The organism is Pseudomonas sp. GD03842 (assembly GCF_029841165.1).
Lineage (GTDB): Bacteria > Pseudomonadota > Gammaproteobacteria > Pseudomonadales > Pseudomonadaceae > Aquipseudomonas.
This window is the reverse complement of sequence record NZ_JAOCEA010000004.1, coordinates 59719-76316: the sequence shown is the minus strand read 5'-3', so window position 1 is coordinate 76316 and position 16598 is coordinate 59719. Positions and strand designations below refer to the sequence as shown.

Genomic DNA, 16598 nt, shown 5'->3' with positions numbered 1-16598 from the left:
AGGAGCGCGCTTGCCCGCGATTGCGGTGTGTCAGTTATTGTGAGTTCAACAGACAGATCTCAATCGCGGGCAAGCGCGCTCCTACAAAAAGGTGCAACAGAGATCAATGCAGCGCCTTTTCAATGGCCTGGATCACGGCGGGGTCATCCGGTGCAGTGCGTGGTGAGAAGCGCGCCAGCACACGGCCGTCCTGCCCAACGAGAAACTTTTCGAAATTCCAGGTGATATCGCCTGGGAATTCCGCGCCCTCACCCGCCAGCATTTGATAAAGCCGGTGGCGATGCGGACCATTGACTTCCAGTTTGTCGCCCAAGGGGAACGTAACGCCGTAGTTCAGTGAGCAGAACTCCCGGATTTCGTCCTGAGTTCCGGGTTCTTGGCCGGCAAATTGGTTGCACGGCAGCCCGAGAACGCTGAAACCGCGATCTTTGTATTTCTGATAGAGGTTTTCAAGCGCGGCGTATTGTGGCGTGAGGCCGCATTTGGAGGCGACATTGACCACCAGCACCACTTTGCCCTTAAGGGGCGCGAGAGGCAGCTCCTGACCATCCAGAGCTTTTAATTTCAGGTCGTGAAATATACTCATGACGAAACGCCCCCCGCTCTTTGCCTATAACCATCCACCGAAAAAGGCGCCCTGTCGGACCGCGAAAACCCATGGATTTTCGCAAAGACCGCGAGGACGCCTGGCCAGCCATTAGAGCTTAGCAGGACAAATCAGTGGTGATGGCCGCCTTCGCCATGCACATGACCGTGAGCGACCTCTTCCTGGCTGGCGTCGCGAACGGCAACGACCTTGACCTGGAAGTTCAAACGCTGGCCCGCCAATGGATGGTTGCCGTCCACGGTCACATCATCGCCGTCCAGATCACGGATGGTGACGATCTGCATCTGACCATCGGGCGCCGAGGCGTGGAACTGCATGCCGACTTCCAACTCGTCGACGCCTTCGAACATGCTGCGGTTCAGGGTGCTGACCAGCTCTGCGGAGTACTCGCCGTAGGCATCTTCCGGTTCGATAGCCACTTTCAGCTCGTCGCCGACGTCCTTGCCTTCCAGCGCCTTTTCCAGACCCGGGATGATATTGCCCGAACCATGCAGGTAAACCAGCGGCGCGCCGCCGGACGAACTGTCAATGACCTCACCAGCGTCGTTAGTCAGGGTATAGTCGATGGAGACAGCCTTGTTGGCGGCGATCGGCATGGGTAAGACCTTTTGCAAAAAGAGAGATGAGCGACCAAGTCTAACCAAGCCCTCGCGCGAAAGCGAACGCAACTCAGACGGACGGCCCCGATTGCGCGACCCCGCATTTCCCAGAAACGACACCACCGTAACCGGCTTCCGGCAAGACCAGGACGGCCACTGGATCGCTGAACTGTCGTGCGGCCACACCCAGCATTTGCGCCATCAGCCGCCTTGGCAATCGCGGGCATGGGTGCTGGATTCAAAGCAGCGCCAGGAAAAAATTGGCCAGCCCTTTCATTGTGGCTGGTGCGCGCAGGGGGCAGATGACGATAACCTTGCGCCCCAGGCTCCATACGAAAAGTCCTGAGACTCGGTCATGCTGCGTTGAAAACAGCCTCGGAATGCTCATTTACAACCCGTAGATTCCGCTTCTTTGGCTATTTTCGCCTTGCCTTACCTTCGCCTCAAAACATTTCGTACGGAGCCTGACAAGACACTTGAGACGCTGCGTCTGAACGGCGTCCTGTTTCGCCCGGTCCATTGATGACCTTTGCACGCTCACCTTCGAGAAGCCCGCATGCAGACTTTCTTTATCGCGCCCACAGACTTTGGTGTGGGTTTGACGTCCATCAGCCTGGGGCTGGTGAGAACCCTGGAGCGCGCCGGACTCAAAGTCGGCTTTTTCAAACCCATCGCTCAGCCTCATCCGGGCGATCTCGGCCCAGAGCGCTCGACCGAACTGGTGGCGCGCACCCACGGCCTCAGGCCGCCCAAGCCGCTGGCCCTGGCCCACGTCGAGCGTATGCTCGGCGAAGGCCAACTCGACGAACTGCTGGAGGAGATCATCAATCTCTACCAGCAAGCCTGCGCCGGTCGCGATGTGGTCATTGTCGAAGGAATGGTGCCAACCCGCACGGCCAGCTATGCCGCCCGCGTCAACCTGCATCTGGCCAAGGCGCTGGATGCCGAAGTGATTCTGGTCTCGGCGCCTGAAAACGAAGTGCTCACGGAGCTGTCGGGCCGGGTAGAGCTGCAGGCGCAGATGTTCGGCGGTCCGAAAGACCCGAAAGTGCTGGGTGTGATCCTCAACAAAGTGCGCACCGAGGAAAGCATGGAAAGGTTTTCGGCTCGGCTCAAGGAGCACTCACCGTTACTGCGCAGTGGTGATTTCCGCCTGCTGGGGTGCATCCCGTTTCAGGCTGACCTTAACGCCCCGCGCACGCGAGACGTGGCGGAGTTGCTGGGCGCTCAGGTGATCAATGCGGGCGACTACGAACAGCGTCGCATGTCGAAGATCATCATCTGCGCGCGCACCGTGCTCAATACCTTGCAATTACTCAAACCCGGTGTGCTGGTGGTGACCCCAGGCGATCGCGACGACATCATCCTGGCGGTGAGCATGGCCACCATGAACGGCGTGCCCTTGGCGGGGCTGCTGCTGACCAGCGACACGCATCCCGACCCGCGCCTGATGGAGCTGTGCAGCGGCGCCCTGCAAGCCGGGCTGCCCGTGCTGTCGGTCAGCACTGGCTCGTACGACACCGCCAATCAGCTCAATCAATTGAACAAAGAGATTCCCATCGATGACCGCGAGCGGGCGGAAATCATCACCGACTTCGTCGCCAGCCACCTGGACGCCGCCTGGCTGCATCAACGCTGCGGGACGCCGCGTGAGATGCGCCTCTCGCCTGCCGTATTCCGCTACCAACTGATTCAGCGCGCCCAGACCGCCAACAAGCGCATCGTGCTGCCCGAGGGCGCCGAACCGTTGACAGTGCAAGCTGCGGCGATCTGTCAGGCGCGGGGGATTGCGCGCTGCGTGCTGCTCGCCAAGCCCGAGGACGTCCAGGCCGTTGCACGCGCCCAAGGCATCGAGTTGCCCCCAGGGCTGGAAATCCTCGACCCTGACGCAATTCGCGAGCGCTACGTCCAGCCGATGGTCGACTTGCGTAAAAACAAGAGCCTCAACGCTCCAATGGCCGAGCAGCAACTGGAAGACCCTGTGGTAATCGGCACCGTGATGCTGGCGCTGGACGAAGTGGATGGATTGGTTTCGGGGGTGATCCACTCCACCGCCAATACCATTCGCCCCGCGTTGCAGTTGATCAAGACCGCCCCAGGCTGCACGCTGGTGTCGTCGGTGTTCTTCATGCTTTTCCCCGAACAAGTGCTGGTCTACGGCGACTGCATCATGAACCCGCACCCCACCGCCCAGGAATTGGCGGAAATCGCGGTGCAGAGCGCTGACTCGGCGGTGGCGTTCGGGCTGTCGCCGAGGGTGGCGATGATCAGCTACTCCAGCGGTAATTCAGCCAGCGGCGAGGAAGTGGAAAAGGTCCGTGAAGCCACACAACTGGCGCGGGAAACCCAGCGCGGCCTGCTGATCGACGGCCCATTGCAATACGACGCCGCGGCCAACGAAACCGTCGCTCGGCAACTGGCGCCAGACAGCCCGGTGGCCGGGCGCGCCAACGTGTTCGTGTTCCCGGATCTCAACACTGGCAACACCACCTATAAAGCGGTGCAACGCAGCGCGGACTGCGTCAGCCTGGGCCCGATGCTGCAAGGCCTGCGCAAGCCGGTCAACGACCTGCCACGCGGAGCTCAGGTCGATGACATCGTATACACCATTGCCCTCACGGCCATTCAGGCCGCTACCTTGCCGCAGTAACACCCGCGTGCAGGTTCTTGCTCACAATAACGCCGCCGGGCATCCACCGGCGGCCGTCTTACCTCGGAGTTCGATTTTCCATGAGTTCACTGTCCGCCCCCTTGCGCGGCGTCATCGCCTCGCTGCTGTTGGCGCTCAATACGGTCGTCTGCTGCACACCGCTGTTCATAGTCGCCCTCTTCAAACTCTGCCTGCCCTTCCCGGCCGCACAGAAACTCACTGACTGGCTGATGGGCCACATTCATGAAGCGTGGATCAGCAACAACAATGCCTGGATCAACCTGCTCGGGCGGACCCGCTGGCACCTGAGCGGCCTGGAGGGGCTGGACTATCAACACTCGTACTTGGTAACCAGCAATCACCAGAGTTGGGTCGACATCATGGTGTTGCAGTACGTGCTCAACCGGCGCATTCGCCCGCTGAAATTCTTCCTGAAACAGGAATTGATCTGGGTCCCGGTGATCGGCCTCGCCTGGTGGGCACTGGGTTTTCCTTTCATGAAACGCTACAGCAAGGCTTATCTGGCAAAGCATCCAGAAAAGAAAGGCAAGGACCTGGAAACCACGCGCCGGACCTGCGCGAAATTTCGCGACAACCCGGTGGGCATTTTCAATTTCGTTGAAGGCACCCGCTTCACTCCAGCCAAACAGGCCCAGCAGCAATCGCCGTTTCGTTACTTGCTGAAACCCAAGGCCGGTGGCATTGCCTTCGTATTGGACGCAATGGGTGAACAACTGGAATCCATCGTCAACGTTACCCTCCACTACCCGGCAGGTCGGCCTGGGTATTGGGACCTGCTATGCGGGCGGGTGCGCGAAGTGGTCGCGCATTTCGAAGAGGTGCATATCCCTGCCCAGTTCATCGGCAAGAGCTACGATCAGGACGAGGCCTACCGTGCGGCGTTCCAGCAATGGATCAACGGGTTGTGGGAAGAGAAGGATGCGTTGCTGGAGCAGATGCATCAGCGTTATCCCCGCTGACTCCCCAGCGCCGCCTGGCGCGCCAATCTCGCGTTGCGCCACGACGGTGGCCGCCACAAATAAAAACCCCGGCACATAGGCCGGGGCTTTCAAGACTGGCGTCTGACGGCAGATTCAAATCACTGTTGCGGGTATTGCTGACCTGGAATCGGCTTGAGGTTGACTTCGACGCGGCGGTTCTGGGCGCGGCCATTCACGTCGGCGTTGCTGGCAATCGGCGAATCGGGACCGGCACCGCGGACCGACAGGTGCGAGGCATCCACACCTTGCGACGTCAGGTACGTCGCCACACTCTGTGCCCGCTGTTGCGACAGATCCATGTTGTGCTGACGGCTGCCTGTGCTGTCGGTGTAGCCGACGATTTCGATCATGTTCTGGTTGTATTGCTTCAGAGAGCCCGCCAGGTTGTTCAACGGTGCGTAGAAGCTGCTGGCGATGGCCGAAGAATCGGTGGCGAAGGTAATGTTGCCAGGCATCACGAGTTTGATGTTGTCACCCTGCCGCTGCACTTCGACACCGGTGTTGGCCATGCTGGCGCGCAAGGCGGCTTCCTGTTTGTCAGCGTAATAACCGTAACCCGCAGACGCCGCACCGACGACGGCTGCGCCAATCAATGCACCTTTGCCACGGTGGTTGTGGTCAATGGCGGCGCCGGCGACGGCCCCAGCCAGCGCACCTAGACCACCGTATTTGGCGGTTTTGCTCATGCCGCCGGAATTCTGAGCCTGTCCCTGATTGTCGTATGGATTTTGCGACGCGCAACCCGACAAAACGGCGAGCGCAGTGGCAGCGATGATCAAACGGCGAAAGGTAAACATCTGGAACGAGCTCCTGTTTTGCTTTTACCCAGCCACTGCAAGGGCCGGGCGATGTGCCCAATTAGAGCATGCTCCCTGTCAAAAATTCCTTAACACCGCCTGAACGATTTCACGCCCGCACGAAAGGGTTTTCTCGCATCTCGTCCCCCAGCCGCGTGTCCGGGCCGTGGCCGGTGATCACCGTCGCCTCTTCATCCAGCGTATAGAGGCGCTCTCTGATCGAGCGAACGATGGTGGCCTGATCGCCGCCCCAGAGGTCGGTCCGACCGACACCGCGTTTGAACAGCGTATCCCCCGCAATCAGCAATTGCGCCTCTTCGAACCAGAAACTCATCGACCCCGGCGTGTGGCCTGGGGTATGGAGCGCAATGCCGCACCCGCACGCCAGTTCCTCGTCATGCTCGAGCCAGCGATCCGGCGAAGGCACCGGCACGTAGGGCACGCGAAATACCTGACACTGAGTTTCAAGGTTGTCCCACAGAAACTTATCCTCTTTATGCAGGTGTAACGTCGCGCCGGTCTTCTCCTTCAACTGCCCGGACGCCAGAAAATGATCCAGATGGGCGTGGGTGTGGATGATGCTCACACACTTCAACCCGTGGGCTTCGAGCTTGGCCATGATCAATTCCGGATTGCCGCCGGGGTCGACGACCACTGCGGTCTTGGTGATCGGGTCGCCAATGATCGTGCAGTTGCACTGCAAAGGTCCGACGGGGAAGGTTTCTCGTATGAGTGGGGTGTTCTGAGCATTCATGGTAGGGGGGTGCCAGCGCTGAGTTCGACAGGGTCGGGCAAGGGTCACCCGAAATCGAGGGACATTCAACCCGCCCACATTCAGCAAAATTATTTTCGGCGGCCTTTTTCACACCTCTTCGAGCATCCGCCGCTAACTATTTGCCTCGTTGGAAAAATCCGGAAATCGGGCCATTTTGCGCGCCGTTTTGACCGATGTCTTTTTCGAAATACTGCCCATATACTGGCCCTGCGCAACCATCGAATCCGGTGGCGTTCGAGTAGATAAGATGTCACTCGATGATCCCGCAGGGCAGCCAGACCTACGTGTTGCGAGCAGGCGCCATGCTAAGAAAAATAGCCGTCTCCGATTTGACGCTGGGCATGTATATCCACGAATTCTGCCGCCCACGGCTTCATGATCCGTTCTGGACGCAAAACGTCGAACGCGAGCTGTGTGACGAGGCAGTATTGCAGCGCATCAAGGCCTCGATACGCGAGGTGTGGATCGATACAAGGCGCGGAAGAGGTCCGGATGAGCGGGCGACGATTCTGGCCGAAGCGTGCTCCATCCCGTACAAGCCCGACACCGCGCCAAGCAGCCTGGACGAGGAGCTCATACGCGCCAAGGCGATTTGTGGCCGGGCCAAGGCGGCCGTCATGACCATGTTCACTGACGCTCGCATGGGCCGGGCCATGAATGCCGAGGACGTCGACCTGCTGGTCGAGGAAATCTCGGCCTCAGTGATGCGTCATCCCCATGCACTGATCAGTCTGTCCCGCCTGAAAACCTCCGACGAATACACCTACATGCACTCTGTCGCCGTGTGCGCCCTGATGGTAGCGCTGGCACGGCAGATGGAAATGAGCGAGGAACAGGTGCGCGAAGCCGGTGTCGCCGGACTGATGCACGACGTGGGCAAAATGATGATTCCCGCCGCCATCCTGAACAAGCCGGATCGGCTGACGTTGGAAGAGTACGAGGCGATGAAGCACCATCCCGAAGCCGGACTGAAGATCCTGCAAGACACACAGCAAACCACCCCGGCAGTCATGGATGTATGCCTGCATCACCACGAGAAGATCGACGGCAGCGGCTATCCCCACGGACTCAAAGGCGAAGCGATCAGCCTCTTCTCGCGCATGGGCGCAATCTGCGACGTGTACGACGCCGTGACCTCAGATCGCCCTTACAAAAAGGGCTGGGATGCTGCGCAATCGATTCGCGAAATGGCGTCTTGGAAAGGCCATTTCGACGAGACGATTTTTCAGCACTTCGTGAAGACCATCGGCATTTACCCTGTCGGCACATTGGTTCGCCTGAAAAGCGAGCGCCTGGGTGTCGTCATGGAACAGGGCGAAAAATCACTGCTGCATCCTAAAGTGAAAGTCGTTCTGTCGACCCGCACCCGCTTGCCTTGCGCTCCCAAAGTCATCGACCTGGCCCACGCCGATGAAGAGGACGCGATCGTCAAGTGCGAACTGGCTGCTGACTGGGGGCTGCGCGACATTGAAAAACTATGGGCGGGAGAGGCTTGGGTTTAAACGTTCGCTCGCGCCGCAACGGCAGGATGCCGACGCAGGTAACCAACGGTGGGAGTGATTACCCGAGCAATCCCAGTTCCTGTGCACGCGCTACCGCCTGGGTACGCCGCTCGACCCCCAGCTTGCTGTTGATGTGGCTGGCGTGGGTTTTCACCGTGTGCAGGGAAATGAACAACCGCTCGCTGATCTCTTGATTCGAACAGCCCTGCGCGATGAGTTGCAGGACACCCAATTCGCGCGCACTGAGCGTGTCGCCGCCGGAACAGGCCACTGGCTCACTCATGTCTCGCGCGCATGGCAGGGCCTTTTCAGTGCCGGGGGGCAGTTGATTGAGCAGATAGTCGACCAACCGGCAGCGCGGGCGTTTTAGCAATTGCTCGTGCAGCCAGGCAGCGTGTTGATGAATCACACCATGAAACGGCAACACCGCGCCGCCGGTCGCGCCCAGAAGGCTTCGATCAAGCAAATCCGGCGCCTTGGACGTGTCGTGCGCGGCCAACGCGAGCAGCAGATGCTGAGTCGCGGCGTATACCCCAAGCAGCCCTGCGCCAATGCGATGGGCGTGGTCCTCCAACTGGCTCAAACGGCGGGCGGCGTCCTCGTTGCGCCCCTGGACCCGCACCAGCGAGGCACGCAGCAATTCAATGTGCTGCGGCATCTGCGGCAGGCATTCGGGCGCCGCTGCAGGCCGTTCGCCGCCATACGTCTGGCCCAAGCGCAGCAGCCAGGCATCGGCCAGGTCGATGCGCCCCTGCGCCAGCCACAGCTCGCACTTGGCTAACGTGATCATCGCCAGATAATAGACCGGCGGCACATCCCAGATATGCATCAGACGCTCGGCCTCGGCCAGTTCGGCGAAGGCATCGGCAAAGCGTCCTTCTCGCCCCGCCAGGCCCGCGATGACGCAATGCCCGATCAGCACGCTGATGTCGCGACAGGCGCGGGCCTCGCTCAGCCCCGCTTCGAGCCTAGCGCGGCCGGCCTCGGTTTGCAGGCACTGAACAAGCAGGTACCCCTCGTACAGCGTGAGCCTTGCGCGAACCGCGTAAAGCCGCTGTGACGACAGCCCGGCCAGACGACGCAAACCTTGACGCACCTCCTCCAGCGCTCGCAACGCCTCGCCCCGAGCCTGCAATGTGCGCGCCCGATCGTAGTGGGCCAGTGCCTCGAACAAGGGGTTGGCCACCCGCTGCGCCAACTCCAGCGCTTCGCGGTTCAGAGACCGGGCGCGCCATAGGTCGCCCTCGGCAATCGCCAGATTGGCCAGTGTCGACAGGCACAGCAGGCGCTGGCCATAACGCTTTTGCGGAAGGCTGGCCAAGGCTTCATTGCAATAGCGCTCGGCGGTTTCGCGGTCGCCACGGCCGCGCGCGATGATTCCACTCAATGCCAGCCATTGAGCGAGCATGGATTTTTGCGCGGTCGCCGAAGGCGCAGGCAGAAAGCGGCTGAGGTGATTGCCCAGTTCCTCGGCCGCGTCGAGCTGGCATGCCAGCCCTAACGCCCAGGCGTACAACACGATCAGTCGGGGGGTGCTGATCAGCAGGCTGTCCGGCAAATCCATCTTCCAGCGCAGCAGCATGCCCACGTTCTGCTCGGCCAGCAGTTGCTCTTCGGAGAGGTTCTGCACCAAATTAGCCGCGACATCGTGATGCCCCGCCCGCAATGCCTGTTCAATGGCTTCATCGAGCAGCCCCTGCTCGCTGAACCAGCGACAAGCATTCAGGTGCAGCCGTCGTTGTTGGGGCGCCACTGTGCTGCCGGCCCGCGCACGCAAGAGGTCGGAGAACAAGTGATGGTAACGGAACCAGCGACCGTGCTCATCCAGAGGCACCAGAAACACTTGGTGAGCTTGGAGAAAGGCGAGCATTTCGGCGCTGTCATGGGTGTCGCGAGCAGCGTTGCACAGGGCGCTGCAGAACCGCTCAAGGCAGGCTGTTTCATACAAAAAAGCCTGCACCTCGGAGGGCAGGCAGTCGATGACTTCCTCCAGCAGGTAGTCGCGGATCATTCCCTCGCCGCCGTTGAGTTCCTGCGCCAACGCATCGCCCCCGGCCTCCGCAGCAGCCAGCAACCAGAAGCGCAGCCCCGCCACCCAGCCCTCGCTGCGCTGTAGCAGGTTGCTGAGGGCGTCTTCGCTCAGGGTGCTGCCGCGCTGATCGAGCACCGCCCGGGATTCCTCGTCGGTCAGACGAAGATCCTGCTCAGAGAGTTCGAGTAACTGGCGCGACAGACGCAACCGCGCCAGATGCCAGTCCGGCCGCTGGCGACTGGTGACCATCACGACCATACCGGCAGGCAAGTGGTTAAGGAGAAATTGCAGGCAACGATTGAGTACCGGGCCCTGAACCAGATGGTAGTCGTCGAGCACGAGCAGCAGGGGTTTGCTCAACATCAGGTGCATCGTCAGCTCATCGAGCAGGCCATCGAGCCATTCCTCGAAGGCGAAGGGCTGATGTCGCTGGCGCATTTTCAGCAGCCCTAGGGCCTGGCTACCGAGTTGGGGAAAGAAGTGTTGAAGGCCGGCCAGCAAGCGCTCGAGGAAACGCCCGGGGTCGCTGTCGCGCTGGCTTAAGCCCAGCCAGAGGTTCTGCCATTGCTCGGGCAGGCTCTCGCAGAATTCGACGGCAAGGGAGCTCTTGCCAAAACCGGCTGGCGCGCTGACCAGCAGCAGACGCCCTGAAAGCCCCGCCCCCAGACGTTCGCACAGACGTGGTCTGGGCACGTAGCCCTCAGGCAGTGGCGGACGGAAGAACCGCCCCTCCAGTGAAGTGACCGCGTGATTTGCGAATCCTTGCAAACGCGACAGATCAGTCATGGCCGACTCTTGTTAAAAGTGTTTGTTATTCGGCGTTCAACTGACGGGAGACTAGCGGCTATGGTGCGGGTTTTGAAGAATGTTCGACGAAAGACTGTAAGAAAACATATCCAATCAACACCGCGAATGTCGCTTCATAGGCCGGAGGTGGGCTCAGGGATCGCCACTTTCTGGAGCGGCCGCGCGGCGATGGCGGGTTTGCGGGGAATCACCCCGACGAATCGGGGTGATGGTGTGGCGCCCTTGGCGCTCGGCCTCAGGGTAGAGCAGCGCAGGACATCGGGTGCTTAGCCGCTGTGATCAACAATGCCCCCCCTGCGCCCCATGCGTTCACGCGATCACCGCACCCCTTCCTGACGCAGCGCGTTAGGCTGGAAGTCGCTGATCGTCGCGGTGAAACCGAAGTCATAGGCCTTCTTCTCTTCGTTTTTCATGCCCAGCGCCAGATAGCGGCCCGATTGCAGGTCGTACAGGGCTTCGAGTGCGTACCAAGGCACTTGCTTGTCGTAGTAGTTCTCGCCGTGGGCTTCCGCCACACGCCACAACTGGCCACGGCCATCGTAGTGATCGATCACCGCCGCTTGCCAGGTGTCTTCGTCGATGAAGAAGTCGCGCTTGGCGTAGATGTGACGCTGGCCCTCCTTCAGGGTCGCGGTCACGTGCCAGACGCGGCGCAGTTCATAGCGGGCCAGGTCCTGGTTGATGTGTCCTGCCTTGATGATGTCGGTGTACTTGAGCTTCGGATCGTCGAGTTTGTAGCTGTTGGACGCGATGTACATCTCCTGCTTGCCGATCAGCTTCCAGTCGTAGCGGTCAGGCGCGCCGTTATACATGTCCAGGTTATCGGAGGTGCGAAGGCCGTCCGCTGCCGTACCCGGCCCGTCATACGACACCTGTGGCGCCCGACGTACGCGGCGCTGGCCGGCGTTGTAAACCCAAGCCGCGCGCGGCTCCTTGACCTGGTCGAGGGTTTCGTGAACCAGCAGCACGGAACCTGCCAGACGCGCCGGAGCGGTCACTTCCTGCTTGAAGTAGAACAGGATGTTCCCCGGGTTCTTCGGATCGAAATCCTTCATCTTGTCGCGGAAGACGAACTCATCGTGGAAGTACACCGGGTTGAACGAGCCGTTGGTTTGCGGCGTGGCCTGAGTGACCAGCCGCGAAACACTGCCGCCGCGGTACCGGGTAATGTGGTTCCAGATGACTTCCAGGCCGTCTTTTGGAATCGGGAATGGCACGGCAGTTTCGAAGTTTTCCAAGCCGTTACCACCGGCTACCAGTTTAGTGTTGGTGGCGTTGCGCTTGATCGCGGCAGCTACGTCGGCAGGCACCGTGGCGCCACGATGGGTCGGATAGACCGGCATCTTGAAGGTGTCGGGGTATCGCTTGAACATCGCATATTGGCCCGGCGCCAGTTTGTCTTTGTATTGCTCGACGTTCTGCGCAGTGATGGTGAACAGCGGTTTTTCGTTGGCGTACGGGTTGGCCAAAAAGCCTTTTTCGTCCACCGCGCCCGCGTTGGTGGGCATGGGGCTCCAGGCGCTGATGGTGTTGGCCGCGTTGCCAGCCTTTTCGGCCCCCATCGGCGTCAGAGTAGTGCCCAGCTTCGCCGCTTCGGAATCGGAAACTGCCGCCATCACCCCGGTCGCCAACAACGACAGCCCCAGAACGCCGACCTGCAGCAGACCCTTTGTTATTTTCATCTTCATGGTCATTCCTTAGAAATTCATGCCAAAGCTGAGCGCCACGAAATCGCGGTCATCCACGGTGGTGTACTTGCCATCGAAGAAATTGGTGTACGAAAGGTTGGCGGTGTAGGTGTTCTGATACTCCGCCTCCACCCCCAGGCTGACCGCTTTACGGCCTTCTTCGAAGTTGCCGCCAGGGCCTGGGGAGTAACCGTCGACGTCATGGGACCAAGCCACGCTTGGCTTGAGGTTCACGCCGGCGAACACGTTGTTGTAATCCCAGATGGCGCGAGCGCGGTAGCCCCAGGAATCGGTGGTGGTGAAACCGTCGTTTTCACAGTAGCGGCTGAGATTGTTCAGCGGCGCCCCGGCCAGGGTGCCCGCGTTGAGGGTCGTGCACTGACCGTTCGGCAGCGGACCAGGACCGTAGCTGGGGTCACGTCCGTAACGCAGCTTCGAGGTGCTTTCCAGACCACCGACGTGAGTCCATCCCACTTCACCCACGACCGTCAGACGTTCAGCCCCCATCACTTGATCGAAGAAATGGGTGAAAGTGGTCTGGGCCTGGCTGATCTCCTTGCGGCGGTAGCCCTTCTGATCGGCATTGGGCGAACCCTGCAACAAGGCAACGCTGGGGTTCAGTGGCGTCAATCCGGAGTAGAGGATGTCGGTGGTGTTCAGTTGTACCGGCGCGTTCGGGCGGTAGCTGATTTCGCCGCTCCACGCGGTGCCGGTCGGCAACGTGGTGGAGAAGCTCAGGCCGAACAGGTGGATGTCTTCGGGGTACTCGACGTAATAGCTGGAGTTGCCCGCGACCACCAGTGGCAGCAAGGTCGGCGCAAGGCTCGTCGCCACGCCAACCGGGACGCCGTTGCGCGCCAACTGCCCTACCAGGCCTGCGCCGCTGTAAGCGCTGGCCGGGCCACCCTTGCCGCTGAAAATCGGCAGGCGGCTGTGGTAGTTCATGTAATAGGCACCGAATTCGGTATCCAGCGGCTCGAAGTTGTAGTGCATCGCCACGCCGTACTGGCCACTGTCACGGGCACCACGGTCAGGACCACGACGCACCACCGCCCCCTCGTCAGGGTTGCCGAACACCACGCCGCGCTGGGAGAGTGCGTTTTGCACCGGGTTACGCAGCGCAGCTGGCAAAGCAGCGTTCAAGCTGTTGCGCGTGCGCAGCACTGCGAGGTTGTTCTTGCAGCCATCGGCGATGACGTCCGGTTGCGAGAAGAACGTGCCGCAGTTGTCGACCACGGTCTGGTCCCATTCCAACTGGTAGAAGCCCTCGGCCGACAAGTTCTCGGTCAGGCTCTGGGACAGGTAGAACATGTTGACCGGAATCAGGCCTTCCTTGATTTCCGAACCGGGACGACGGAAGGCCGAAACGTCGATGGGGTTGATGCTGTTGATCCCGCCGCCAATGAAGGTGCTCTCGCCCCAACTGACCACTTGCTTGCCGAACCGCACCGAGCCCGGCTCATCGCCGATGGAATAGTTGTGGTAGACGAACGCGTCGAGCAGTTCGAAGCCTGAGGACTTGGCTCCCTCCTTGCGACCCGAATCACTGATGTCCTTGAACTCGCGGCCTTCGTCCTTGAGCTCGAAGTCGTACCAGTACTTGCCCCGCAGGAACACCCCTGTATCGCCGTACTTCAGCTCCAGATCATGGATGCCCTTGAAGATCTTCGAGAAGGTCTCCCCACTTTTGAAATTCAAATGACCGTCATCGGATGTTTGCGAAAGACCGTGTCCGCCGTTGTTCGAACCGATCAGGTTCTTGTTGGCGTTCTGCGTCGACCAACTGGCGCCGATGGACAGGGACGAGTCGAAATTACCTTCGATTTCACCGATGTTGAAACTGACGCCGAATGCGGGTCCGGCGAGCGAGGACGCGAGGCTGACGGCCAGAGGCAGTTTCGCCCGGCGCCAGAACAGGTTTGCTGATGTCATCGACGCTACTCCATGTGCTTTTATTTTTATGGCAGTGGGTGCTTCCAGAAACGACTCAGGTGGACTGATCCGCAGTGCCTGGGTGTCGACGCGTATCGGGCAGCCCATGCAAAGCTGCGAAACGATGAAGGCGTCTTTCTCCGGTACCAACCTACTGCCGACTATAGCCAGCAGGTGCTACTGCTTGATCCCTCTAAAGTGTGATTTACAGCGGCGACGCCTCTAATCCGCCGATTTCGACGGACTGGCCGCGCTGCACAAGGAGGGTGGCTGAAAGGGTTAATTTGGCAAGGCAGACGCCAGCCAGACGCGTTCCGGCACATTGCCACGATCCATTTCGTGACACTGTGCGCGGAAACATCGGGCTCAGAGGGTGGAGAGAAACGTGCTATTGGTGCTCTGCCATTCGAGGATATCCAGGCGGATACGCTTCTTGTCGAGCTTACCGACGCTGGTCTTGGGAATTTCGGTAACAAGTGCGATTTGACTCGGAATCGCCCACTTGTTGATGTGGCCCTGCTCGACGAAAGGCTTGAGGTGTTCCTTCAGCGCCTTGGCATCGATGACGTGGCCTTCATGGACCACCAGCAACGCGAACGGCCGCTCGCCCCACTGAGGATCGGCAACGCCCACCACCGCCACTTCGCGGACACCCGGATGACGGCTGCACAGATCCTCCAGTTCCAGGGAGGAGACCCACTCCCCACCTGTCTTGATCACGTCCTTGATCCGGTCACGAATGTCGATACCGCCCATGCTGTCCAACGTGGCCACGTCGCCTGTGTGTAACCAGCCACCGGCCCAGAGCTCGGCGCCTTTTGCCGGCTCGCGGTAATACCCTTCGGTGAGCCACGGCGCGCGGAGCACCAATTCGCCTTGCGTTTCACCATCGGACGGCAGGAAATTGCCCTCACTGTCGACAATGGCGGCTTCGACCAGCACCCCCGGCGCCCCGGCCTTGATCCGGTAAGTGGTGCGCTCGTCTTCGCTGCCCGCCATCAACTCATCGTTCAGGTGTGCAACCGATACCAGCGGCCCGGTTTCGGACATCCCATAGGCAGCGGTCAGTTGAATGCCTTTGGCTTTGGCAGCTTCGTACAACGAGCGGTTCAGCGAGCTGCCGCCAATGATGATGTTCCAGCCGGTGAAATCCACGTCCTTTGCAGCCTTGGCATTGAGCACCATCTGCATGATGGTGGGCACGCAGTGGGAGAAATTGACCTTTTCCTTGCGCCACAGCTCCACCAGCAGTTCCGGGTCATAGCGGCCGGGATAGACCTGCTTCACGCCGAGCATGGTGGCGGCGTACGGCACGCCCCAGGCATGGACGTGGAACATTGGCGTGATCGGCATGTAGACCTTATCGGTGCCCAGCAACCCTTCGACGCTGCCCATGATCGTCGCCACGGCCAGGGTGTGCAGCACCAACTGGCGGTGGGTGAAATACACGCCTTTGGGGTTGCCTGTGGTACCGGTGGTGTAAAACGTGGTCGCCACCGAGTTCTCGTCGAAGTCTTCGAAGGCGTAGGTCGGGCTGGCGGCCGCCAGCAGGCTTTCATACTCCCCGACCAGATTCGACAACTCGGCGGTCTTATCGGACGTATCGGTCAGTAGCAGGGTCTTTTCGACGGTGGTCAGTTTGCTCGCAAAGCAGTTGTAAAGCGGCACGAATTCCCTGTTCACCAGCACGAACTTATCTTCGGCGTGATTCATGGTGAACAGGATCTGGTCCGGCGACAGGCGCACGTTGATGGTGTGAATCACTGCGCCGATCATGGGAATGGCGAACATGCATTCCAGATACCGGTGGCTGTCCCAATCCATGACGGCCACGGTATCGCCCGCTTTCACGCCTGCTTCGGTCAGCACGTTGGCGAGGCGGCAAATGCGCTCGTTGAGCGTCAGATAAGAGTAGCGTGATTGGTCCCGGTAGACGATTTCCCGCGTTTTTTCGTAACGGCTGCCCGACAGCAGCAAACGCTTGATCAACAGGGGGTACTGGTACGCGCCATCAGCTGGCGGAATCACGCGTGTCTGCAGCATAGGAGTCCCTTTTCAAGATGCCATGGCGGTGCCAAAAATATGCACTCTAGAGCCTTCACTCGCCAGTCAAATCAGCCAAAGGGATGATTCGATTGACGAGTGACCCGACCGGCATCATGCCAATTGAAAGGGTGGAACTGCCTCCACCAAGCGGTGTAGAAGGGG

Annotated in this window: 12 protein-coding genes; 4 read left to right on the top strand and 8 right to left on the bottom strand. The window is 60.2% G+C overall.

Translation table 11 applies throughout. The features are described 5' to 3' along the window. Positions 1-103: 103 nt before the first annotated feature. The gene (locus tag N5D61_RS07450; protein ID WP_108239127.1) at positions 104-586 is read right to left on the bottom strand and encodes a glutathione peroxidase; all 483 of its coding nucleotides are present in this window, start codon (positions 584-586) and stop codon (positions 104-106) included. Between the two features lie 131 nt (positions 587-717). Continuing rightward, positions 718-1203: a peptidylprolyl isomerase gene (locus N5D61_RS07445; protein ID WP_108239164.1), complete on the bottom strand. Its 486-nt coding sequence runs from the start codon at positions 1201-1203 to the stop codon at positions 718-720. On the opposite strand from N5D61_RS07445, the gene N5D61_RS07440 reads away from it, so the two are divergent. The 3 genes from N5D61_RS07440 to N5D61_RS07430 all read left to right on the top strand — a co-directional run bounded on the left by N5D61_RS07440 (position 1172) and on the right by N5D61_RS07430 (position 4836). Further along, entirely contained in the window at positions 1172-1552 is a 381-nt protein-coding gene (locus tag N5D61_RS07440; RefSeq protein ID WP_279891739.1) for a DUF3565 domain-containing protein, read from the top strand. The two genes, N5D61_RS07445 and N5D61_RS07440, sit on opposite strands and share 32 nt — an antisense overlap. Before the next feature lie 210 nt (positions 1553-1762). Further along, positions 1763-3856, top strand: coding sequence for a phosphate acetyltransferase (gene pta / locus N5D61_RS07435; RefSeq protein WP_279891736.1), 2094 nt, complete (start codon positions 1763-1765; stop codon positions 3854-3856). 80 nt (positions 3857-3936) lie between these two features. Further along, positions 3937-4836 carry an acyltransferase gene (locus N5D61_RS07430; RefSeq protein ID WP_279891734.1) on the top strand — a complete coding sequence of 300 codons (900 nt, stop codon included), beginning with the start codon at positions 3937-3939 and terminating at the stop codon, positions 4834-4836. A 119-nt stretch (positions 4837-4955) separates the two neighbouring features. On the opposite strand, the gene N5D61_RS07425 is transcribed toward N5D61_RS07430, so the two are convergent. Both N5D61_RS07425 and N5D61_RS07420 read right to left on the bottom strand, forming a co-directional pair. After that, positions 4956-5654 carry an OmpA family protein gene (locus tag N5D61_RS07425; RefSeq protein WP_108239123.1) on the bottom strand — a complete coding sequence of 233 codons (699 nt, stop codon included), beginning with the start codon at positions 5652-5654 and terminating at the stop codon, positions 4956-4958. A 109-nt stretch (positions 5655-5763) separates the two neighbouring features. After that, a complete protein-coding gene (locus N5D61_RS07420; protein WP_279891731.1) occupies positions 5764-6408 on the bottom strand; it encodes an MBL fold metallo-hydrolase in 645 nt (214 codons plus the stop codon). A 323-nt stretch (positions 6409-6731) separates the two neighbouring features. Between N5D61_RS07420 and N5D61_RS07415 the strand changes: the two genes are divergently transcribed. Next, positions 6732-7931 carry an HD-GYP domain-containing protein gene (locus N5D61_RS07415; protein WP_279891729.1) on the top strand — a complete coding sequence of 400 codons (1200 nt, stop codon included), beginning with the start codon at positions 6732-6734 and terminating at the stop codon, positions 7929-7931. A gap of 58 nt (positions 7932-7989) precedes the next feature. Here N5D61_RS07415 and N5D61_RS07410 read toward each other — a convergent pair whose 3' ends face one another. From N5D61_RS07410 to N5D61_RS07395, 4 genes are all read right to left on the bottom strand, one after another. Continuing rightward, positions 7990-10749, bottom strand: coding sequence for a LuxR C-terminal-related transcriptional regulator (locus N5D61_RS07410; protein ID WP_279891727.1), 2760 nt, complete (start codon positions 10747-10749; stop codon positions 7990-7992). A gap of 338 nt (positions 10750-11087) precedes the next feature. Continuing rightward, entirely contained in the window at positions 11088-12452 is a 1365-nt protein-coding gene (locus N5D61_RS07405) for a DUF1329 domain-containing protein (protein WP_279892080.1), read from the bottom strand. Positions 12453-12467: 15 nt separating this feature from the next. Beyond that, positions 12468-14390: a DUF1302 domain-containing protein gene (locus N5D61_RS07400; RefSeq protein ID WP_279891726.1), complete on the bottom strand. Its 1923-nt coding sequence runs from the start codon at positions 14388-14390 to the stop codon at positions 12468-12470. A 366-nt stretch (positions 14391-14756) separates the two neighbouring features. After that, positions 14757-16433, bottom strand: a complete 1677-nt coding sequence (locus N5D61_RS07395; protein WP_279891724.1) for a fatty acid--CoA ligase — start codon at positions 16431-16433, stop codon at positions 14757-14759. Positions 16434-16598: the final 165 nt, after the last annotated feature.